The 21,117-nt window shown below is 58.7% G+C and carries 18 protein-coding genes and 1 pseudogene; 11 read left to right on the top strand and 8 right to left on the bottom strand.

The window, feature by feature from the left end; genetic code table 11:
* Positions 1-14: 14 nt before the first annotated feature.
* The 3 genes from R5R73_RS10055 to metH all read right to left on the bottom strand — a co-directional run bounded on the left by R5R73_RS10055 (position 15) and on the right by metH (position 6,028).
* Positions 15-518, bottom strand: coding sequence for a DUF934 domain-containing protein (locus R5R73_RS10055; RefSeq protein WP_322527432.1), 504 nt, complete (start codon positions 516-518; stop codon positions 15-17).
* Positions 511-2,163 (bottom strand): nitrite/sulfite reductase, encoded by a 1,653-nt coding sequence (locus tag R5R73_RS10050; protein WP_322527431.1) that lies wholly within the window; start codon positions 2,161-2,163, stop codon positions 511-513. Before R5R73_RS10050 ends, R5R73_RS10055 begins: the two co-directional genes overlap by 8 nt.
* A gap of 118 nt (positions 2,164-2,281) precedes the next feature.
* A complete protein-coding gene (metH, locus tag R5R73_RS10045; RefSeq protein WP_322527430.1) occupies positions 2,282-6,028 on the bottom strand; it encodes a methionine synthase in 3,747 nt (1,248 codons plus the stop codon).
* Positions 6,029-6,224: 196 nt separating this feature from the next.
* On the opposite strand from metH, the gene nfuA reads away from it, so the two are divergent.
* A complete protein-coding gene (gene nfuA, locus R5R73_RS10040) occupies positions 6,225-6,812 on the top strand; it encodes a Fe-S biogenesis protein NfuA (protein WP_071231194.1) in 588 nt (195 codons plus the stop codon).
* Between the two features lie 245 nt (positions 6,813-7,057).
* The gene (locus R5R73_RS10035) at positions 7,058-8,035 is read left to right on the top strand and encodes a TAXI family TRAP transporter solute-binding subunit (RefSeq protein ID WP_110632718.1); all 978 of its coding nucleotides are present in this window, start codon (positions 7,058-7,060) and stop codon (positions 8,033-8,035) included.
* A gap of 26 nt (positions 8,036-8,061) precedes the next feature.
* On the opposite strand, the gene R5R73_RS10030 is transcribed toward R5R73_RS10035, so the two are convergent.
* The gene (locus R5R73_RS10030) at positions 8,062-9,033 is read right to left on the bottom strand and encodes a DNA-binding protein (RefSeq protein WP_110632721.1); all 972 of its coding nucleotides are present in this window, start codon (positions 9,031-9,033) and stop codon (positions 8,062-8,064) included.
* 177 nt (positions 9,034-9,210) lie between these two features.
* On the opposite strand from R5R73_RS10030, the gene R5R73_RS10025 reads away from it, so the two are divergent.
* Positions 9,211-9,630, top strand: a complete 420-nt coding sequence (locus tag R5R73_RS10025; RefSeq protein ID WP_110632724.1) for a SufE family protein — start codon at positions 9,211-9,213, stop codon at positions 9,628-9,630.
* Between the two features lie 2 nt (positions 9,631-9,632).
* Here the strand turns inward: R5R73_RS10025 and yidD are convergent, their stop codons facing one another.
* The 3 genes from yidD to R5R73_RS10010 are packed head-to-tail and all read right to left on the bottom strand — an operon-like array spanning position 9,633 to position 10,885.
* Complete coding sequence (gene yidD, locus R5R73_RS10020; protein ID WP_110633357.1) at positions 9,633-9,926, bottom strand: membrane protein insertion efficiency factor YidD; 294 nt, start codon at positions 9,924-9,926, stop codon at positions 9,633-9,635.
* Between the two features lie 35 nt (positions 9,927-9,961).
* Positions 9,962-10,405 carry a phosphoribosyl-AMP cyclohydrolase gene (gene hisI / locus R5R73_RS10015; protein ID WP_110632727.1) on the bottom strand — a complete coding sequence of 148 codons (444 nt, stop codon included), beginning with the start codon at positions 10,403-10,405 and terminating at the stop codon, positions 9,962-9,964.
* A 36-nt stretch (positions 10,406-10,441) separates the two neighbouring features.
* A complete protein-coding gene (locus R5R73_RS10010; RefSeq protein ID WP_110632730.1) occupies positions 10,442-10,885 on the bottom strand; it encodes a transcriptional repressor in 444 nt (147 codons plus the stop codon).
* A gap of 472 nt (positions 10,886-11,357) precedes the next feature.
* Between R5R73_RS10010 and cyoA the strand changes: the two genes are divergently transcribed.
* From cyoA to R5R73_RS09970, 8 genes and pseudogenes are all read left to right on the top strand, one after another.
* Complete coding sequence (gene cyoA / locus R5R73_RS10005) at positions 11,358-12,371, top strand: ubiquinol oxidase subunit II (protein ID WP_322527429.1); 1,014 nt, start codon at positions 11,358-11,360, stop codon at positions 12,369-12,371.
* Positions 12,372-12,375: 4 nt separating this feature from the next.
* Complete coding sequence (gene cyoB / locus R5R73_RS10000; RefSeq protein ID WP_322527428.1) at positions 12,376-14,358, top strand: cytochrome o ubiquinol oxidase subunit I; 1,983 nt, start codon at positions 12,376-12,378, stop codon at positions 14,356-14,358.
* A gap of 2 nt (positions 14,359-14,360) precedes the next feature.
* Positions 14,361-14,978 (top strand): cytochrome o ubiquinol oxidase subunit III, encoded by a 618-nt coding sequence (gene cyoC / locus R5R73_RS09995; RefSeq protein ID WP_322527427.1) that lies wholly within the window; start codon positions 14,361-14,363, stop codon positions 14,976-14,978.
* A gap of 1 nt (position 14,979) precedes the next feature.
* On the top strand, positions 14,980-15,309 hold the full coding sequence (gene cyoD / locus R5R73_RS09990; RefSeq protein WP_322527426.1) for a cytochrome o ubiquinol oxidase subunit IV: 330 nt from the start codon (positions 14,980-14,982) through the stop codon (positions 15,307-15,309).
* A gap of 7 nt (positions 15,310-15,316) precedes the next feature.
* Positions 15,317-16,210 carry a heme o synthase gene (gene cyoE / locus R5R73_RS09985; RefSeq protein WP_322527425.1) on the top strand — a complete coding sequence of 298 codons (894 nt, stop codon included), beginning with the start codon at positions 15,317-15,319 and terminating at the stop codon, positions 16,208-16,210.
* Between the two features lie 81 nt (positions 16,211-16,291).
* A pseudogene (locus R5R73_RS09980) lies at positions 16,292-16,438 on the top strand (IS3 family transposase); the annotation flags it as partial.
* Positions 16,439-16,514: 76 nt separating this feature from the next.
* Complete coding sequence (locus R5R73_RS09975; protein ID WP_239496096.1) at positions 16,515-16,676, top strand: metal-sensing transcriptional repressor; 162 nt, start codon at positions 16,515-16,517, stop codon at positions 16,674-16,676.
* Positions 16,677-16,989: 313 nt separating this feature from the next.
* Positions 16,990-17,895, top strand: coding sequence for a cation diffusion facilitator family transporter (locus R5R73_RS09970; protein ID WP_071231182.1), 906 nt, complete (start codon positions 16,990-16,992; stop codon positions 17,893-17,895).
* 521 nt (positions 17,896-18,416) lie between these two features.
* Here the strand turns inward: R5R73_RS09970 and R5R73_RS09965 are convergent.
* The gene (locus R5R73_RS09965; RefSeq protein ID WP_322527424.1) at positions 18,417-21,011 is read right to left on the bottom strand and encodes a heavy metal translocating P-type ATPase; all 2,595 of its coding nucleotides are present in this window, start codon (positions 21,009-21,011) and stop codon (positions 18,417-18,419) included.
* Between the last annotated feature and the right edge of the window lie 106 nt (positions 21,012-21,117).

Raw genomic sequence — 21,117 nt, 5'->3', positions numbered from 1 at the left:
GAAATGGCGGTGATTCAACCGGCCTGGCGTTCACGCATCCGACGCCGGAATAGCGGCTCCGTAGTATCGGTGCCCGGTTGGTAACTCAGGCTGAAGCTATCCAGGGCATGCAGGGCATCCTCGACGATCTGATCCTCGCGCAGCGAGAAGGCGTCGAAGCCACATCGCGACATGTAGAATAGCTGATCGATCAGGACATCCCCCACGGCACGAACCTGACCGCCATAGCCATAGCGCTCTCGCAGCAGCCGCGCGATGCTGTAGCCACGGCCATCGGTAAACTTGGGGAAATCGATGGCGATCAGCGATGCATCGAGCAATTCCTCGGCGAGTTCGGGCGTGAGTTCGGTGTCGCTGGTCAGCAGCGGGGCAACGTCTTCGCCCCGAGCTTCCCGCCACGCCGCCAACGGAACGATGACCCGTGCGCCCGCCGGACGCTCCGCGCCTTCCTCGAGGAGCACCCAGTCGTCATCCTGGACGCGGCGATCAGCGATCAGAGTACGATGCTGTTCAGGCATAGACTTGCTCCTTGAAGGGTTTCAGGCCGATGCGACGATAGGTATCCAGGAATGTCTCGTCGGGGGTGCGCTCTCCGATGTAGACCTTGAGCAGCTTGTCGATCACGTCCGTCACGTCTTCACGGTAGAAGGAGGGGCCGAGGATCTTGCCCAGGGAGGACTCGTTGCCCTGGCTGCCACCGAGCGAGATCTGGTAGTACTCCTCGCCTTTCTTGTCGACACCGAGAATACCGATATGGCCGACGTGATGGTGGCCGCAGGCATTCATGCAGCCGGAGATGTTGAGCTCCAGCGGGCCCAGGTCATAGAGAAAATCCAGGTCCTCGAAGCGTTGCTGAATCGACTGGGCGATCGGAATCGACTTGGCGTTGGCCAGCGCACAGTAGTCGCCACCGGGGCAGCAGATCAGGTCGGTCAGGGTGCCCACGGTAGGATTGGCCATGCCCAGGGCATCGAGACGCTGCCAGAGTTCCTCCATGCGATCCACCGGCACGTCGGTCAGCACCAGATTCTGCTCGTGAGTGACGCGTAGTTCGCCATAGCCGAATTCGTCGGCCAGGTCCGCCACCGAGGCCATGTCCTCGGAGGTCACGTCGCCGGGCGAGTGCTGGTGACGCTTGAGCGACAGGGTCACGGCCTTGTAGCCGTGCACCTTATGGTCCGTGACGTTGTTGGTCACGAAGCGCGCAAAGGCGCGGTTTTCCCCGCGCAGGCGCTCGAAGGCCGCGATGGCGTCTTCGGCGACCTCACGGCGGGGCGGATCGACGAAATGCTCGGCCACGGCGGAAACCGCTTCCTCGGTCAGGGTCTGGGGACCATCCTTGAGATGAACCCATTCTTCTTCGACGCGACGTCGGAATTCATCGATACCCAGCGCCTTGACCAGAATCTTGATGCGCGCCTTGAACTTGTTGTCACGACGACCGAACTGGTTATACACCCGTACCAGAGCTTCCAGGTAGGTGAGCAGATGTCGCCACGGCAGGTCCTCGCACATCACGCTGGCGATCATCGGGGTGCGTCCCAGGCCGCCGCCGGCGAGCACCTTGACGCGAACCTCGCCCTCGTCGTCCCGCCAGAGGCGCAGACCTACGTCGTGGACCTGGATGGCTGCGCGATCTTCCTCGGCACCGGTCACGGCAATCTTGAACTTGCGTGGCAGATAGGCGAATTCCGGGTGGAAGGTCGACCATTGACGAATCAGCTCGCACCAGGGGCGAGGGTCGACATCTTCGTCGGCGGCAATACCGGAAAACTGGTCGGTAGTCGTATTGCGGATATCGTTGCCGCTGGTCTGGATGGCATGCATCTGCACGCTGGCCAGATCGGCCAGAATGTCCGGTACGTCCTCGAGCTTCGGCCAGTTCAGCTGCAGATTGGTTCGCGTGGTGAAGTGGCCGTAGCCACGATCGTAGCGTGCGGCAATCTCGCCAAGCTTGCGAAGCTGATAGGAGGCCAGCATTCCGTAAGGGATCGCAATACGCAACATGGGGGCGTATCGCTGAATATAGAGGCCATTCTGCACGCGTAGCGGCAGGAATTCCTCATCGCTGATCTTGCCCTCGAGATAGCGGCGCATCTGATCGCGGAACTGGTCGACGCGCTCGTCGACGAGCGTCTGGTCATAGGAATCGTAACGATACATTCGGGCCTAATCCTGCTAGTCATGGATTGCCAAGGCGAGCACCTTACCGCGTGCGCTTTATTCTATGAAAGAATAAATAATCATATTTTATTACCTTGCCGTTATTACACCGGCGAAGCTACGAGGCCTTCGAGGCAGGCAATTCTCCATTGGCATCGGGGTCGTAAGAGAGCACCGGCATCAGCCAGCGCTCCATTTCTGCAAGTGTCATCCCCTTGCGTTGGGCCAGGCTCTCGACCTGGTCGCGACCGATCTTGCCCGTCGAGAAGTACTTCGCTCCGGGATGGGCGAAGTACCAGCCGGATACCGCTGCGGCAGGCCACATGGCAAAACTGTCGGTCAGTTCGACACCGGCATTGTCCGTAGCATCCAGCAACCGAAACAGCGCCGCTTTCTCGGTGTGGTCGGGACAGGCCGGATAACCGGGCGCCGGACGAATGCCTTGATACTTCTCGGCGATCAGGGCTTCGTTGTCCAGTGTCTCTTCCGGCGCGTAGCCCCAGAACTCCTTGCGCACGCGCTCGTGAAGCCGTTCGGCGAATGCTTCCGCCAGGCGGTCGGCCAGGGCCTGGACCAGGATCGCATTGTAGTCGTCGCCAGCCGCCTCGTAGCGCTTGGCCAGCTCGTCGACGCCATGTCCGGTAGTGACGGTGAAGCCGCCGATCCAGTCGAGTTTGCCACTGGTCCTGGGTGCTATGAAGTCCGCCAGACTGTAGCAGATGCCATCACGGCCCTTGGTGCTCTGCTGCCGGATATGATGGAGTCTTTCGACTACCGTGTCACGGCGCGTATCGGCATACACTTCGATGACATCGTCGTCGACACTGTTGGCCGGCCACAGGCCGATCACGCCACGAGCCTGAAGATGACGCTCGTCGATCAGCTTGCGCAACATGGCCTGCGCATCGTGGAACAGGCTGCGCGCCGCTTCGCCAACCACGTCATCCTCGAGAATCCTGGGATACTTGCCGGACAACTGCCAGGTCATGAAGAAGGGCGTCCAGTCGATGAACTCGACCAGCTCGTCGAGATCGTAGTCGTCGAACACGGTGAGTCCGGGCTGGATCGGCTTGACCGGGTCGAAGCCATTCCAGTCGGTATCGAAGCGGCGTTTCCTGGCCGCGGCGTAGTCGAGGTCGGCGGCCTTGGGGCGGCGCTTGGCATTGCGCTCGCGAACCTGATCGTACTCTTTCTGGATGTCGGCAAAATAAGCCGGCTTCTGCGTCGGCGAGAGCAGGCGACTGGCAACGCCCACGGCGCGGGAAGCGTCGCTGACATAGATCACCGGCTCGTCGTACTGCGGCGCGATCTTGACTGCGGTGTGGGCTTTCGAGGTCGTGGCACCACCGATCAGTAGCGGCAACTCGAAGCCTTGACGTTTCATCTCCTTGGCAACATGGACCATCTCGTCCAGCGAGGGCGTGATCAGCCCGGAGAGGCCGATGATATCGGCGTTTTCATCACGCGCGGTCTTGAGAATCTTCTCGGCGGGGACCATCACGCCGAGATCGATCACTTCATAGTTGTTGCATTGCAGCACCACGCCGACGATGTTCTTGCCGATGTCATGTACGTCGCCTTTGACCGTGGCCATCACGATCTTGCCCTTGGATTGGGTGTCGCCGGACTTCTCTGCCTCGATGTAGGGAATCAGGTAAGCCACCGCCTGCTTCATCACGCGGGCGGACTTGACTACCTGGGGCAGGAACATCTTGCCGGCGCCGAACAGATCGCCGACCACGTTCATGCCGTCCATCAACGGTCCCTCGATCACCTCGATGGGATGCTCGGCGACCTGACGAGCTGCCTCGGTATCTTCCACGATGTGGCTGGTGATGCCCTTGACCAACGCATGTTCGATACGCTTGTCGACCGGCCAGCTGCGCCATTCGAGATCTTCCTTCTTGGCCGTGCCGCCGTCGCTACGGTAGCGCTCGGCGATGTCGAGCAACCGTTCGGTGCCGTCGTCACGGCGATTGAGCACGACGTCTTCCACTGCTTCACGCAGCTCGACGGGCAGGTCGTCGTAGACCGCCAGCTGGCCGGCGTTGACGATGCCCATGGTCATGCCTGCCTTGACGGCATGATAGAGAAACACCGAATGGATCGCTTCGCGCACCGAGTTGTTGCCACGGAACGAGAAGGAGACGTTGGAGACACCGCCCGAAATCATGGCATGGGGCAGATTCCTGTGGATCCACTGGGTCGCCTCGATGAAATCCACGGCGTAGTTGTTGTGCTCTTCGATCCCGGTGGCGATGGCGAAGATGTTGGGATCGAAGATGATGTCTTCGGCCGGGAAGCCGATTTCGTCCACCAGCAGCCGATAGGCGCGTTCGCAGATTTCGGTCTTGCGCGCGAAGGTATCGGCCTGGCCTTGTTCGTCGAATGCCATCACGACGATGGCGGCGCCATGGCGGCGACATTCAGTGGCTTGTTGTCGGAATGCTTCCTCACCTTCCTTGAGCGAGATCGAATTGACGATCGCCTTGCCCTGGATGCACTTGAGCCCGGCCTCGATGATCGACCATTTCGACGAGTCGACCATGATCGGTACACGGGCGATGTCGGGCTCGCCGGCGATCAGGTTGAGGAAACGCACCATCGCTTCCTCGGATTCCAGCATGCCTTCGTCCATGTTGATATCGATGACCTGCGCACCGTTCTCGACCTGTTCCAGGGCCACTTCCAGAGCGGTGGTGTAATCCTCTTCCTGGATCAAGCGCTTGAAACGCGCGGAGCCGGTCACGTTGGTGCGTTCGCCGACATTGACGAACAGCGAGTCCGCCTCGATGTTGAACGGCTCGAGGCCGGAGAGGCGGCAGGCGACAGGGCGCTCGGGAATGGGGCGGGGCGCCACGCCGTCGACGGCGCGCTTGACCGCGGCGATGTGCTCCGGGGTCGTACCGCAGCAGCCGCCAATGACGTTGATCAAGCCGCTGCGGGCAAATTCGCCGACGATCGCCGCCATCTCCTCGGCGCTCTGGTCGTACTCGCCGAACTCGTTGGGAAGCCCCGCATTGGGATGAGCGGAGACGAAGGTATCGGCCTTGTTGGAAAGCTCTTCGAGATAGGGGCGCAGCTCTTCGGCACCAAGCGCACAGTTCAGGCCGATCGACAGTGGCTGGGCATGACGCACGGCGTTCCAGAATGCCTCGGTGGTCTGGCCGGAGAGCGTACGCCCGGAGGCATCGGTGATGGTGCCGGAGATCATCACGGGCAAGCGCTTGCCACGGGCTTCGAACAGCGCTTCCAGCGCGTAGATCGCGGCCTTGGCGTTGAGCGTGTCGAAGATCGTCTCGATCAGGATCAGGTCGGCGCCGCCTTCGATCAGGGCCGTCGCGGCTTCGGTGTAGTTGTCGCGCAGCTGATCGAACGTCACGTTGCGCCTGGCGGGATCGTTGACGTCCGGCGAGAGCGATGCGGTGCGCGAGGTCGGACCCAGCACACCAGCGACATAGCGCGGGATGCCGGTTTCTGCGGCGACCGCGTCGCAGACTTCGCGCGCCAGACGGGCAGCCTCGCGGTTGAGCTCGGCCGTCAGCGACTCCATGCCGTAATCCGACTGCGAGAGCTGCGTGCTGTTGAAGGTGTTCGTCTCGACGATGTCTGCCCCGGCTTCGAGGTAGGCCCGATGGATCGACTCGACGATATCCGGGCGCGTCAGCGTCAGCAGGTCGTTGTTGCCCTTGAGCTCGCTGGGCCAGTCGGCGAAGCGCTTGCCGCGGAAGTCCGCTTCTTCCAGTCGGTAGTCCTGCAGCATCGTGCCCATGCCGCCATCGAGGATCACGATGCGCTCGCCGAGCGTCTGTCTCAGTGCTTGACTCAACGGATCGGGCGCAGCAGTGGTGTCAATGGCAGGCATGGTGGCAACTCTCCAACAGCGAGGGAAACGATTGCGTCCCGTCCGAGACGCCAAGGGGCCGCATGGTATCAGAAAGGCTCATGTGGCGGGACTTCGACGACAGTCCGACAATAAGCCTGACTAAATCACTCGGGATTGTTTTGATGGCCGCTTTTTTCTACCATAGCGATACATCTCAAGCAGAGTCCGCAGTCTCATGAGCCAACCGATTCAGATCACCGAAAGCGGCCAGGAGTATCTGGCCGAATTGCTGGCCAAGCAGAACGTCGACGATATCGCCGTACGCGTCTTCATCACGCAGCCCGGCACACCGTACGCCGAGACCTGTCTTGCCTATTGTCGTCCGGGGGAGGAGGAGCCGAGCGACGAACGGCTCGAACTGGAGAAATTCAGCGTCTATCTCGACAAGAATAGCGTGCCATTCCTGGAAGAGGCCGTTGTCGACTTCAATCCGGATCGTATGGGGGGGCAGCTGACCATCAAGGCGCCCAACGCCAAGATGCCGAAGGTCAATGCCGACAGCCCGCTTGAAGATCGCGTCAACTATATCCTGTACAGCGAAATCAACCCGGGTCTGGCCTCGCATGGCGGCGAAATCCGGCTGATTCAACTGACCGAAGAACAGATCGCCGTTCTGCAGTTCGGTGGCGGTTGCCAGGGCTGTGCGGCGGTGGATCTGACGCTCAAGGAAGGGGTCGAAAAGACGCTGATGGAGCGTATCCCGGAATTGGCGGGTATTCGCGATGTGACCGATCACACCGATACGACCAATGCCTACTATTGATTGATCGTCACGACCGCGGCTTGCGGTCGAGATAGCGCCAGATCGCATCTCGGGCCGAAGCCCGGCGATGAAAACGCGAACCGGTACCATTTCCTGCGGGGAGCCTTCGGCGAAGGTTCCCCGCGTTTTCGTGGTTCCGGTCTCGTTGCGAACTCGTGTCGAATTTCAGCTTCTCCGCCTGCGGCCGATAGTTGTCGGAAGCAGAATCGAACGATCAGACAAGCGCTGTTAGCGGAGATCAGTGAATGCATTCGACATGGGGAAAGCGGCTTTGCCGTGGTTATCTGGCTTGTCTCCTGGCCTTGGGGAGCCTGCCTGTCTGGGCGGGGTCTCCGATCGTGATCGGTACCGGCGGAAGCGCTGGCGTCTATTTACCGGTAGGGCAGGCCATGTGCGAGCTTTACCAACAGGCCACGGGGTCGGCGTGCCAGGCGCTGACGACCGGCGGCTCTCTCTACAACGCCAGCGCCATTCGCAACGGCGAGCTGGATTTCGGCATCGTCCAGTCGGATATTCAGTATGCGCTCTTCCACGGCACCGAGCAGTTCTACGATAGCGGGCCCAGCAAGGAGGTAAGAGCGCTTTTCTCGCTGCATGCCGAGGCATTTACCGTGGTTGCCACACCGCCCGAGATCCGCAATTTCGATGATCTTGCAGGCAAGCGGGTCAATGTCGGCAACCCGGGTTCTGGTCAACGCGCCACGCTCAACTTGTTGCTGGAAATGAAGGGGGAGACGGAAGGCATCTTTGCGCTGGCCAGCGAGCTGAAGCCTACGGACATGAGCCGAGTCATGTGCAGCGGGAAACTGGATGCGTTCCTGTATGTGGTGGGCCATCCCTCGCAGGCGATCGACGAGGCGACTCGGGGCTGCGGAGCCCATCTGGTCAATGTAGCGGGTCCTGAGGTGGATGCGCTGATCGAGCAGATGCCGTACTACGGCCTCACCGTGATCCCCGGTGGCACCTATGTCAATAATCCCGACGACACCGTCACCTTCGGTGTCCGGGCGACGTTACTGTCGCGCAAGGATGTCGATGAGGAAAGCGTCTACCAACTGGTCAAGGCGGTATTCGAGCACCTGGATGCGTTTCGCCGGTCACACCCTTCGCTGGCGACATTGACCCCGTCCGCCATGGTTCACGAAGGGTTGACCGTACCACTGCATGCAGGCGCAAGACGCTACTACGAAGAGGTCGGGTTGCTGCCACCCGGCAGCGAATGACTCGAGGTGGCAGGCTTCGGCAGGCTTCAACTGGCCGTTGGGGGCAGGGCAGCACGAGACAGACGTTCATGAAGCTCCCGGTTGGCTGCCCGTAGATTCTTGAGTTCGCTTTCCAGTCGCTGGCGTTCCTGCTGCATGGATTTGACCCGGTCATCGCTGACCCGCTTTTCACTCTCGGTCTGTTCCATGTGCACCTTGTCGGCACGCAGCGATTCCTGAAGCTGACCATACTGCCGGCGCTGTTCGGAGAGATCCTGCTGCAAGCGTTCGCAGCGCTGGTCCAGCGAGGTCAGGCGCTGCTCGTATTGTCTTTCCTGTTTCAAGCGCTCCTGACGGGCCTCTTCCAGCAATCCCATGAGACGCGTTTCGGCGGACTCGTGGCGCTTCTCTTCCTGCGCGAGCTTGGCCTGATTGGCCTGATGCTGTTTGGCCATCGCGTCGCGGTGCTGCCTTTCGGCCTGCTCCAGACTGGACTGGTGGCGCTGGCAGGCCTGTTCGAGTTGCAGGATGCGCTTCTGCTGTTGGCTTTGAGCGGATTGCAATGACTGGAGTTCGGCCTGGAGATGAGCGGCTTCCGTCGTCTTGGTCTCGAGCCGTTCCTGAACGCGGAGCATGTGGTCGTTGAGTGCCTGCAGCCGCTGCTCGGCATTCTCGCTCTGGCGTTGCGCCTGATGACTGATCTCGTCGGCCTCGCGGATCTGCTCGTCGGCTTCCTGCCGGTAGATCGCGAGCTTTTCGTAAGCTGCCTGTTGTGCCTTGTCCCAGATATCGGCCACCCAGCTATCCAGGCCTTCCGGGCGCTCGAGGGTGCGCGGGATGGATTGCACCGAATCGCCATTCTGGCGCAAGCGCCATTCGCGAAGATGGTCGCTGATCGTGGTGTAGCTGCCCGTGCCGAGAAGCTCACGTATCTTCTGAACGCTGGCCGCCTCGCCACGTTTCTGCAACGTGTCGATGGCGCGGCAGACGTCATCGTAACGGATACCATTACGTGCCATGTCGAATTCCCTTGTGTTGCGAATGATCCTGGAGCTTCTGAGAACTCTCGGGATACAGCATAGATGCTTTACGTAAAGTGTATACGTAAAAATTTCCGTGTCATATCAGATCATCTCTTCTATGGGGATACGTTCGCTCAGGCCCTATAATGAAGATATTCAAATATAGGAGGCGCCATGAGTATTGGACAGGCCCAGGCCGAGCTGCTGGACGAATTCTCGATGTTCGATAACTGGATGGATCGTTATCAGTACATCATCGACATGGGGCGCCAATTGCCTGACTATCCCGAGTCGGACAAGGTGGCGGCCTACAAGATCGAAGGGTGTCAGTCGAATGTATGGCTGCGATCCACCCAGGAAGCGGGGCGGCTGCATTTTCTGGCCACGTCGGACGCGGCCATCGTCAGCGGATTGATCGCCATTCTGATGCGTGTCTACGACAAACGTGAACCGCAGGAAATTCTCGAGGGTGAGCCTCAATTTCTCACTGAGCTGGGGCTGGACAAGCATCTGTCTCCGACACGCAGTAACGGCTTGCATGCCATGATCGAGCGGATCTACGCCATCGCTCGTGAAGCCCAGGCCCACCAATAGATTCACTGACCGCCCGGCTCGTCACCGTCTCGCTTTTCGTCGCCGGCACCGGCACCGGCGCCGTTGTCCGGCCGGCAGTGGCAGGATTTCTGCCGAGGTTCCGGCACCGGATCGACGCCGCCGGCATGGAAGGGGTGGCATTTCGACAGGCGTCGCAAACTCAGCCAGCCTCCACGCCACGGGCCATGAAGGCGAATGGCTTCCAGCGCATAGCTGGAACAGGTCGGCCAGAATCGGCAGCGCGGGCCGAGCAGGGGGCTGATGCCGTAGCGGTAGCCCTGGATGACGGCGGTCATCAGCCAGGTGGCGAGCTTGGCGATCACGTCACGCCTCAGCGCTTTCCGCCGTAGAGTTCTTCCTTTGACATCAACGGGTCGCTATCGATTTCCCCGGCCGTCGGCGTGAGTCGAAGGTAGAAGCAGCTACGGCGACCGGTATGGCAAGCGGGACCGGATTGGTCGACTTTGAGGAGCAGGGTGTCGCCGTCACAATCGAATCGGGCCTCGACGAGATGCTGCTGCTGGCCCGAGGTTTCGCCTTTGCGCCAGAAGGCCTGTCTCGAGCGAGACCAGTAACAGACTCGACCCGTCGACAGCGTCTCTTCCAGAGATGCGCGATTCATCCAGGCCATCATCAGTACCTCGCCGCTATCATGCTGCTGCGCAATGGCGGGTATCAAACCGTCAGCATTCCATTTGGCGGCCGATAGCAAATCGGATAGCGCCACCGAGGTATTGGTAGGTAATTGTTCGAGATCGTGAAAGAAACCGGACATGAGAGTTCCGTCGAGCTGGAGATGAGCTTAGCGTGATCAGGCCTTTTCGAGACAGGCGTCGCAGGCGCCGAGCAGCTCGATGGTCTGGCGCTGGATCGTGAACCCGCGTTCCCGTGCCGTGGATGCCAGCATTTCACCGACGGCTTCCTGATGCAGTTCCTCGACACGTCCGCAGTGACGGCAGATCAGCAACTGGAATCGGTGGACGTGTTCGGGGCACGGGCAGGCAATGTAGGCATTGAGCGATTCGATGCGATGGACCAAACCTTGCTCGATCAGGAAATCCAGTGCCCGATAGACCGTCGGCGGTCTCGCGGACGCATGTTCGTCCGACAGACGATCCAGCAGATCGTAGGCCTTGAGACCACCTGGCGTACTGGAGATCATTTCCAGTACGCGACGGCGGATCGGCGTAAAGCGTACGCCGCGTTCCTGACACTGTTGATCTGCCTGTTTGAGCAGCACATCCGAATCGAGCATCGAACTTCCCGGTAAGCATCGAGAGGGCCACATTCTACGCGTTAGCGCTGGAAGGAACCACCGGACAAGAATTCACCCGGATGGGGTGGATCGTCATCCAGGGATTCGACATGCCGGTGCATGCAAGACAATACGTACACAGCCTATTTAACATAATATATATTATGCGAACTCATGGAGATGCCATGATCCGAATCATCCATCATACATGCCGATATGTTTATCGCTCGGGATTTCGAAATACTGCTCGGTTTACCCCGAGGTTGCGCTACGCTGATGTGACATCGAGAAATGGGCCGCGTCAGTCTGCGACATATCGCCACACTGACGCGGAGTTTCCCGCCAGCGTCTGATCAAAAGTCATTTTTTCGGTACAATGGCGACCGCGAAATCCCTACTTCGTTGGCGACGTCCGATGCTTCGGTACGCCATTGCGCGTCGTGTCAGAGTTGTCAGCCCTGGCTAGCGGCGTATGATGCAGGCCGCTAACCGATTGTTGCAGGGCCGAAAAGCTTTCCTCCACTGGGGTCGTGAGATGAGAAAAAGGAACTCCCTCAAGTATTTGAGTGTGATGACGTGGTTAACCGCGCCATTATTGTTGAGTGGCTGTGGCTCAGCGCTGATGGATCCGACCGGCGAGATTGGTCAGGGTCTGAAATCGCTGATCATCACGGCCTTCGGTTTGATGCTGATCGTGGTCATTCCGGTCATCGTGATGACTATTCTGTTTGCTTGGAAATATCGCGGAACCAATCTCGCGGCCAAGTACACGCCAAACTGGGAGCACTCGAACATCATCGAGGTCTTCGTTTGGGCCATTCCGTGCGTCATCATCTTTTTCCTAGCCATTCTGACATGGCAGACGTCGCACTATTTTGATCCAAGCAAACCTCTCGCCAGTGAAGGCAGTGAAGATGAAACCATGACGATCGATGCAATTTCACTCGATTGGAAGTGGCTGTTCATCTACCCGGACGAAGGCATCGCGACGGTCAACGAGATCGCGATTCCCGTCGATAAACCAGTCCATTTTCGTGTGACCTCGGGTACGGTCATGAATTCATTCATGATTCCCACCCTCGGTAGCCAGATCTACGCCATGGCCGGTATGGACAACGACGTTTATCTGATAGGTAATGAAATTGGCACCTTTCGTGGTCGTTCGACCAACTACAGTGGTGAAGGTTACTCGGAAATGTTGTTCGACGCGCGCGTGACGTCGGATGCGGATTTCCAGGCATGGGTCGACAAGGTCAAGCAGTCGCCGGAAACCATGATGTTCCCGGAAGACTACGACCAGATCGCGAAGCCTTCGGTTGCCAATCCGGTGGAATACTTCTCGCAGGTCTCGCCAGATTTCTATGGCGATCTGATCAATAGCTACAAAGCGGGCTCTGATGGTACTGATGATGGTACTGATAGCCGTGGCGAGCACAACGAAGCACGGGAGTCTTCAATGCCCATGAGTGCGCAGGCAGCGGAGTAACGTCATGTTCGGAAAACTCAGTTTAGATTCGATTCCATTCGAGCAACCCATCATCATGGTCACCGCGGCGGCCATCGGCATCATCGGTGCCATCATCCTCGGTCTGATCACCTACTATGGCAAGTGGGGCTATCTCTGGACCGATTGGATAACGTCCATCGATCACAAGAAAATCGGTGTGATGTACTTTCTCGTGGCCCTGGTCATGCTCATCCGCGGTTTCGCCGATGCGATCATGATGCGAACGCAGCAAGCCATTGCTGCCGGTGGCGCCGAGGGCTATCTGCCTCCCGAACACTACGATCAGATCTTCACCGCCCACGGTGTCATCATGATCTTCTTCGTCGCCATGCCCATGGTCATCGGTTTGATGAATCTGGTCGTGCCGCTGCAGATCGGCGCTCGCGACGTGGCCTTCCCGTTCATGAACAACCTGAGTTTCTGGCTGTTCGCGGTGGGCGTGATTCTGGTGAACATGTCTCTGGTTATCGGCGAGTTCGCCAAGACCGGCTGGCTGGCCTACGCGCCGCTATCGGAGTTGAAATACAGTCCAGGCGTTGGGGTCGACTATTGGATCTGGGCATTGCAGATATCGGGGATCGGGACCACGCTGACGGGGATCAACTTCTTCGTCACCATCCTGAAAATGCGCACCAAGGGCATGACGCTGTTTCGCATGCCGATCTTCACCTGGACGGCGCTCTGCACCAACGTGCTGATCATTTTGTCGTTTCCGATCCTGACTGCCACCATTGCCATGCTGACCCTGGATCGTTACCTAGGCATGCATTTCTTCACGAATGACATGGGCGGCAACATAATGATGTACGTCAATCTCATCTGGGCTTGGGGCCATCCAGAGGTGTACATCCTGATTCTGCCGGCATTCGGTGTCTTCTCCGAAGTCATTTCGACTTTTACCAAGAAGCGCCTGTTCGGCTACAAGACCATGGTCTGGGCCACCGTCGTGATCGCATTTTTGTCGTTCACCGTCTGGCTGCACCACTTCTTCACCATGGGCGCGGGTGCTGATGTAAATTCCTTCTTTGGCATTGCAACGATGATCATCGCCATACCCACGGGCGTGAAGATCTTCAACTGGCTGTTCACCATGTATCGCGGGCGCATCCAGTTCACGACGCCGGTACTCTGGACGATCGGTTTCATCATCACCTTTACCCTGGGCGGTATGACCGGTGTCATGCTGGCCGTGCCGGGGGCGAACTTTGTGCTACACAACACGCTCTTCGTCATCGCTCACTTCCATAACGTCATCATCGGCGGCGTGGTGTTCGGGATGATGGCCGGCTTCACGTACTGGTTCCCGAAAGCCTTCGGCTTCACGCTGAGTGAAAAATGGGGCAAGCGCTCCTTCTGGTGCTGGCTGATCGGCTTCTACGTCGCGTTCATGCCGCTGTATGCGCTGAGCTTCTTCGGTGCCATGCGCCGGATGCAGTCCTACGAACAGACCGAGTGGCAGCCGCTGATGATCGTGGCCTGGTTTGGCGCCGTGATCATCGCCTGCGGCATTGCCTGCATCGTGATCCAGCTTGTCGTCAGTATTCGCGATCGCGAGAAGAACCGTGATCTGACAGGCGATCCGTGGGATGGGCGTACGCTGGAGTGGTCTACCTCCTCTCCGCCCCCGAACTACAACTTCGCTTACCTGCCAGATGTCGCGTCCATCGATAGCTACTGGGAGATGAAGCAGCAGCCGGGTGGCTTCAAGCGCGAGCTGGCGACCAAGTTCGAGGACATTCACATGCCCAGGAACACGGCGGAAGGCCCGATCCTGTCGCTGTTTGCCTTGTTGTTCGGCTTTGCGTTGATCTGGCACATCTGGTGGCTGGCGGGTCTGGGGGCCATCGGCATGTTCGTGACGTTCATGTTCCGTATCTTCAATAACGATACCGACTACCACGTCAGCGCCGCGGAGGTCGAAAAGACCGAACGTGAATACTACCAACGGTTGGAGGTGCAGGCTTAATCATGGCAACCGACACAATCAAGCAACATGACGCTCATGCCCAGGATGGGCATGAGCACCACGACGCGAGCGCAATGAAGGTCTTCGGGTTCTGGGTCTACCTGATGAGCGACCTGGTGATCTTCGGTACCTTGTTCGCGACCTTCGGCGTACTGGCCAAGGCGACGGCTGGCGGCCCGACATCTCAGGAAATTTTCGACCTGCCCTTCGTGATGGTCGAGACCTTCCTGCTGTTGATCAGCAGTTTCACTTTCGGCCTGGCGGTACTGGCGCAGAATGCCGGTGACCGAGGTGCGGTGCTGAAATGGCTGGCAGTGACGTTTCTGCTGGGTGCCGGGTTCATCTCGATGGAGATCTATGAATTCTATAGTCTGATCTCTGAAGGCGCGGGTCCGGACCGTAGCGCGTTCCTGTCGGCGTTCTTCACGTTGGTCGGAACCCATGGCCTGCACGTGACATTCGGTCTGATCTGGATCGCGATCATGTTCGTCCAGATCTCCAGGCGCGGGCTAGACAGCGTGACCAAGTCGCGAATGTTGTGTCTCAGCCTGTTCTGGCACTTCCTGGACATCGTCTGGGTCTGTGTATTCACTTTCGTCTACCTGATGGGAGCCATGTGACATGAGCGATATCCACACTTCGCACGACGGCGCTAGTCATGGCAGCCACAAGTCCTACATCATTGGACTGGTTCTCTCGATCGTGCTGACGCTGCTGGCCTTCGGCGTAGTCATGTTGGGCGATTTCAGTACCACGACCATGATCGTCACGATCATTGTCATGGCGGTTCTGCAGATCATGGTCCAGTTGATCCTTTTCATGCATCTTGAACTGAAAACGCAACAGGGTCGTGAATCCGGAGGGTTCTTCTTTTTCACACTCGTGATTCTGAGTCTGATAGTCGGGGGTTCGTTATGGATCATGCACCATCTGCGCCTCAACCTGATGTGATAGCCAGGTGACATACAAGGCCTACCTATCGCTGACCAAGCCCGGTATCATCTTCGGTAATCTCGTGACAGTCATCGGCGGCTATTTTCTGGCCGCCGGTGGCCGTTTCGAGCTGTGGTTATTCCTGGCAACGGTGCTTGGCACTTCATTGGTCGTTGCGTCCGGCTGCGTTTTCAACAACGTGATCGACCGCGATATCGATGGTTACATGGCACGTACCCAGTCTCGTGCCATGGTGACCGGCGAGATTTCGATTCCGATCGCCCTGCTGCTGGGCTGTCTGATGGGGATTGTCGGGTTCGGCCTGCTGGCATGGATGACGACGCCCGTGGCCACGGGATTCGCAGCATTTGGCTTTGCCATCTATGTCGGTGCCTACAGCCTTTACCTCAAACGGAATTCGGTCTATAGCACGCTGATCGGAAGTTTATCCGGCGCATCGCCACCGGTGATCGGATACTGTGCGGTGACGGGCACGTTCGATCTGGGTGCCCTGCTATTGCTGATCATTTTCAGCATGTGGCAGATGCCGCACTCCTATGCGATTGCCATCTTTCGCTTCGACGACTACGCCTCGGCATCGATACCCGTTCTACCGGTGAAGCACGGCATCGCGGTGGCCAAGCGACATATCGTGATCTACACGGTGCTGTTCGTGATCGCCTCGGTCATGCTATCGGTTGCCGGCTATACCGGATGGGCCTACGCCATCGTTGCCGTTGCCGTGGGCGGTTACTGGCTCAGTATTACGCTCAGAGGCTTCCGAACCACCAATGATCAAGCCTGGGCTCGCAAGGTCTTCGGTATCTCGATCGTGGTGGTAACTGCATTGAGTGTCATGATGTCACTGGATAGCCGAATGCCGATAGCCGAATCGCTGCTGTCGCTTGCATCAGGATGATCGGATCGAGATTGACGGATTGACCTTCCCCCTGGTTTAAGTCCGCCCACAATGTGAGAAGCCGCCGCTCCAAGCGGGGCCAATTTGTCCATGGAGCGGTTATTTCGAAGCTACAAGAGCGAATGGATGTCCGCGACCGGTTACTTATCGGTGCGTTAGGCTTTACGGGATATCGGCTTCTACCTGATGCTGCGCTACAACCAGCAGCGCCCCTACATGCATGCATGACGTTCCTTGTGCCTCTTCGTTATTTCACGATGGCCATTTCGTGTGATGGCTATCGATCACAAAAGCGTGCCGATGAGTGCTGCAACAGATCGCCGCGATTCGCGGGGCGGTGAATGGGTTGATGGCCGCCGTCATGGAGGGGCACCTGACTGATCACGTCGTCAGGGAGCCCGAACTGGCGCAGCGGCAACAAGACTTGGACGCGGTACTACAGGTCATTAAGTCCTACCTCAAGTAAGGCAGATAAAAGCCTGGCACACGGAAGACTCAAAATGAATGAGAGTAAAAAAGCAAGACCACCACCACCCGCTCGAAGAAAAGGCTCAAAGGCACTGGCGCCGGTACGACGATCACCAGCGACTAGGATGACTTCTGCTACGGGACGACAGCCGTGGCGAGCCACGGCTTCCTTTGTGAATATATCCAATCGTAATGTGGCAGGTGCAAACTGCCTTTCATTAGCGCGGAAAAACATATCGACCCAATGGCCTGATAGAGAGTGAGAGCGGCTCGCGGGGAATCTCGATGGCCAATATACGAAGGAGGCATCAATGTCAGACCACAATCATAGCCATAGTGGCGGCAAGACCTTGTTGTTTGCACTGGTCTTCACTACAGGTTTTGCAGCTGTCGAAGTATTCGGCGGCCTGATAGCTGATTCGCTTGCCCTGTTATCGGACGCAGGCCACATGCTTACCGATTCATTGTCGTTAGGGATTGGTGCCTTCGCCGCTTGGCTGGCCAAGAAGCCGGCATCGCGTCAGCATTCCTTTGGACTCAAGCGCGCCGAAATTCTCGGAGCCCTGTTTAACGTGCTGTTTATGTTCGGAGTGATTGTATTTATCGCCTATGAAGCGATCCGCCGCATGGCAGACACCCCCGCTGTTGCCGGTGGCATGGTTTTGGCGATCGGCGGGCTCGGTTTGCTGGTGAATATCGCAGTGGCTTGGGCGCTGATGCGTGGAGAGCAGACTATAAACGTTCGCGGAGCGCTCCTGCACGTAATGGGAGACTTGCTGGGCTCGGTCGCTGCGCTGGTTGCCGGGGCGGTCATTTATCTGGGCGGGCCGCCCATTGCGGACCCGATCCTGTCTCTTTTCGTCAGCCTATTGATTCTGGTATCCGCCGTTCGACTACTGCGTGAGGTGACGCAAGTGTTGATGGAAGGCGTGCCAGAAGGAATCGATGCACATGAAGTCGGCTGCGCCCTTGTCCGGGTCGACGGCGTTTTTGCTATCCATGACATGCATATCTGGAGCCTATCATCAAACAGTCAAGCTCTAGCGGCGCATATTGATGTGGAAGCGATGGGACGATGGGAAGAGATACTGCCGCAGTTGCAAACGATATTGCGGGGGCGCTTCGGTATTGAGCACACCACCTTACAACCCGAGGATGCCGCTATCCGTCACGTTTGTGATGCCGATCCTGATTGCGGGGCTGGTGATGTGAATTAGGAGACCACAGGCAGCAGAGCCCCGTCTAGGCTGCATGTAACAGCGTCAATAAAGAATAGCAAGCCCCCTAGGGGGCTTGCCTGCTTCTGAACCGCTCCTGCCGTCGTGCGGACACCTTTCGGTTGACGAGACCAGCGGCATATCCACGCCAAGATCGGGGGTGTGGAGATGTCATGGGCTCTATGCCTGGCTGGAAGTGTTTATGAATCCATTCTCGCTACGATGACCATGTGACTCTCGGCGTTCTGCCAATAGGACAGCATGAACCGTGCTGCTTTCATTGAGGCGTTTCTCTTGCTGACCAAGTTGCGACAATGCGGACGCTTCCATACCCACGCCGTCGTCCTCAATGTCAATAATCCGTTATTTCTGTGTATGCGACATGCCACGCGTCCGCGAGACCTCCGCAACCAGCCCGCCACCGAAGTTTCCCAACGCGGGAAGCAATGCCAGGCCGAACACCATCCAAATGCTATCCATGATCACCTTCCCTGGTCGATGTCTAGCTCTAGCACTCGCCTTCAAGCACTCGCCGGCGAAGCGGCCTGGCCCGAGCTTTCCGGCGGCACATTGACGGAGGCTCCACCGCCGCGTGTCGGGCCCTGTCGATTCTCGAACCGTAACAGACGCAGCGCATTCAGCGTCACTAGTACGGTGGCGCCGGTATCAGCCATGATAGCCACCCACAACCCGGTCAGACCAAACATGGTCGTCAACAGGAATACCGCCTTCAGGCCCAGCGCGATGGTGATGTTCTGGCGAATATTGTTCATGGTGGCGCGAGCCAGACGAATCATAGTCGCTATGTCGGTCACGCGATTACGCAGCAAGGCGCCATCGGCCGTTTCCAGGGCGACATCGGTGCCCGAGCCCATGGCCACGCCGACGTCGGCGGTGGCGAGTGCAGGCGCGTCGTTGATCCCGTCGCCCACCATGATCACCCGGTCCTTGGCGACCATTCCCTTGATTGCCGTGACCTTGTCGTCAGGCAGCAAGCCTGCCTGGAACTCGATGCCCAGCGGATCGGCAATCGCTTTCGCGGTACGGGGGTTGTCACCGGTCAGCATCACCGAGCGGATGCCCAGTGCCTGGAGATCCTTGATGCCGTCGATGGCGTCCGTGCGCGGCTCGTCACGCATGGCAATCAGTCCGACGATCGCGCCGTCCCTAAACACCACGACGGCCGTCTTGCCCTGCTCCTCCAGCGCAGCGATCCGCGTCTTCAGAGCCTCTGTCAGTACGCCCTGGTCTTCAGCGTAGCGTGGCGAACCGACATAGCTACGATGACCGTCCACGCTTGCCTCGACACCATGGCCGGCGATGACGCGTGCGTCCGCCCCTTGAGAAAACGCGATATGACGCGATTCGGCATGACTTAACACCGCCTCGGCGAGCGGGTGGCTGGAGCCGGCCTCGACACTGGCGGCCAAGGCAACGACATCAGCCTCATCGTGGTCATCGGCAGCCGCTTGCACGTCGGTAACGACTGGTTTCCCGGCGGTCAGGGTGCCGGTCTTGTCGAAGGTCACGAGGCTAGCCTTGGCGGTGGACTCGATCACCGCGCCCCCCTTCAACAATAGCCCGCGGCGTGCCCCGGTAGACAGCGACGAGGCGATCGAAGCCGGTACCGAAATTACCAGCGCACACGGGCAGCCAATCAACAGCAGCGCCAGGGCTCGATAAGTCCATTCACCCCAAGCGCCGCCGAAAAGTAGCGGAGGAATGATCGCAACGAGTAGCGCGGTACCGACCACAGCGGGCATATAGACACGGCTGAAGCGATCAATGAAACGCTCGGTGGGCGCACGGGCTTCCTGTGCTTCTTCCACCAAGCGGATGATCCGCGCGATGGTATTGTCTTCGGGCGCCTTGGTGACGCGAATACGCAGCACGGCATCATTATTGATGGACCCGGCGAAGACCGACTCGTCGAGGGTCTTGCTCTTGGGCACCGATTCACCGGTCACCGGCGATTCATCGATAGAAGACGTTCCTTCAATGATCTGCCCATCGGCAGGAATCCGGTCGCCGGGTCGCGCGACGACGATCTGACCAATCTTCAGATTCGCGGCATTGACCTTGCGAGTCGCCCCCTGCGCGTCTTCGACCAGCGCGCTCTTGGGCACCAGATCACCCAGCGCGCGAATGCTCGAGCGGGCGCGATCCGCGGCCACCCCTTCAAGCACTTCGCCGACGGCGAACAGGAATACCACCAGCGCCGCCTCCTCGGCGGCACCGATGAACAGCGCGCCACCCGCAGCGATGGTCATCAGCATCTCGATGGTGAACGGCATGCCCGCGCGCGCGGCAGAAAAGGCGCGTTTCGCCACGGGAACCAGCCCGACCAGACACGCCAGGATGAAGCCCCAATAAGCCAGAGACTCCGAGGCCACCAGGCGCACCGCCACGGCGGCCAGCAGGACAGCCCCGGTCATGACCACCAGCCGGCCCTTGCCATGCAGAAACCAGCGTTTCGGTGAGGCCGACACTGCCTCGGCGACGCCTTCGTCAGCTGTGGAGCTGGCGCCATTGGAGCCATTACCGGTTATGGCGGTGCGCGGCGTTACACTGTAACCGAGCCGCTTGATCGATTTCTCGACGCTGTCCGGCGAGGTTTGCTGTTCGTCGAGCTTCAGCGTGAGCGTCTCGTTCATGACCGACACTTTGACGTCGGAGACTCCCGGCAGGTTCTCTACACCGCCACGAATTTTCGCCGCGCAACTGGCACAGTCCATGCCGCCGACCTTCCAACTGAGCGTGCCCTCGGTATCGGCCTCTTCGGCTGTCGCCATCGTCACGTCGCGGTCATGGTCATGGTCATAGTCATGGTCATAGTCATGTCCGTGACAGTGGTCGTGGTCGTGAGCCTGGCTACCGTCACAGCCGCCGTGTGAATGGCTCTCGTCCGGATCACTATCCTGTCCAGCGGCAGCGGGCTTGAACTGGACGCCATAGCCAAGCCGCTTGACGGTCTTCTCGACTTGCTCCATCGAGGTTTGTCGCGTGTCCAGCCCAAGCCTCAGCGTCTCCTTCATCACCGAAACCTGAACGTCGGAAACGCCTTTCAGGCGTTCCACCGCACCACGGATCTTGCCGGCGCAGCTTGGACAGTCCATGCCTTGAACGGTCCACTGGTATGGGTTATCGGATACTTCGGGATTTGTAGCTGGCATGAAAAGTTACCTCGTTCAATTTCTGTGTTTAAACTCTAAACCTTCTAGT

The organism is Salinicola sp. LHM (assembly GCF_034479735.1).
Classification (GTDB): Bacteria; Pseudomonadota; Gammaproteobacteria; order Pseudomonadales; family Halomonadaceae; genus Salinicola; species Salinicola salarius.
The sequence above is the reverse complement of the archived record's forward strand: the minus strand, read 5'-3'. Positions and strand labels throughout refer to the sequence as shown.

Bases quoted from the DNA above. Each gene is read 5' to 3' on its own strand.
- R5R73_RS10050 (WP_322527431.1), bottom strand. From the start codon at position 2,163: ATGTATCGTTACGATTCCTATGACCAGACGCTCGTCGACGAGCGCGTC.
- nfuA (WP_071231194.1), top strand. From the start codon at position 6,225: ATGAGCCAACCGATTCAGATCACCGAAAGCGGCCAGGAGTATCTGGCC.
- R5R73_RS10035 (WP_110632718.1), top strand. From the start codon at position 7,058: ATGCATTCGACATGGGGAAAGCGGCTTTGCCGTGGTTATCTGGCTTGT.
- metH (WP_322527430.1), bottom strand. From the start codon at position 6,028: ATGCCTGCCATTGACACCACTGCTGCGCCCGATCCGTTGAGTCAAGCA.
- cyoD (WP_322527426.1), top strand. From the start codon at position 14,980: ATGAGCGATATCCACACTTCGCACGACGGCGCTAGTCATGGCAGCCAC.
- R5R73_RS09965 (WP_322527424.1), bottom strand. From the start codon at position 21,011: ATGGACTGTCCAAGCTGCGCCGGCAAGATCCGTGGTGCGGTGGAACGC.
- cyoB (WP_322527428.1), top strand. From the start codon at position 12,376: ATGTTCGGAAAACTCAGTTTAGATTCGATTCCATTCGAGCAACCCATC.
- R5R73_RS09970 (WP_071231182.1), top strand. From the start codon at position 16,990: ATGTCAGACCACAATCATAGCCATAGTGGCGGCAAGACCTTGTTGTTT.
- hisI (WP_110632727.1), bottom strand. From the start codon at position 10,405: ATGTCCGGTTTCTTTCACGATCTCGAACAATTACCTACCAATACCTCG.
- R5R73_RS10010 (WP_110632730.1), bottom strand. From the start codon at position 10,885: ATGCTCGATTCGGATGTGCTGCTCAAACAGGCAGATCAACAGTGTCAG.
- cyoA (WP_322527429.1), top strand. From the start codon at position 11,358: ATGATGCAGGCCGCTAACCGATTGTTGCAGGGCCGAAAAGCTTTCCTC.
- R5R73_RS10055 (WP_322527432.1), bottom strand. From the start codon at position 518: ATGCCTGAACAGCATCGTACTCTGATCGCTGATCGCCGCGTCCAGGAT.
- R5R73_RS10025 (WP_110632724.1), top strand. From the start codon at position 9,211: ATGAGTATTGGACAGGCCCAGGCCGAGCTGCTGGACGAATTCTCGATG.
- cyoC (WP_322527427.1), top strand. From the start codon at position 14,361: ATGGCAACCGACACAATCAAGCAACATGACGCTCATGCCCAGGATGGG.
- yidD (WP_110633357.1), bottom strand. From the start codon at position 9,926: ATGACCGCCGTCATCCAGGGCTACCGCTACGGCATCAGCCCCCTGCTC.
- R5R73_RS10030 (WP_110632721.1), bottom strand. From the start codon at position 9,033: ATGGCACGTAATGGTATCCGTTACGATGACGTCTGCCGCGCCATCGAC.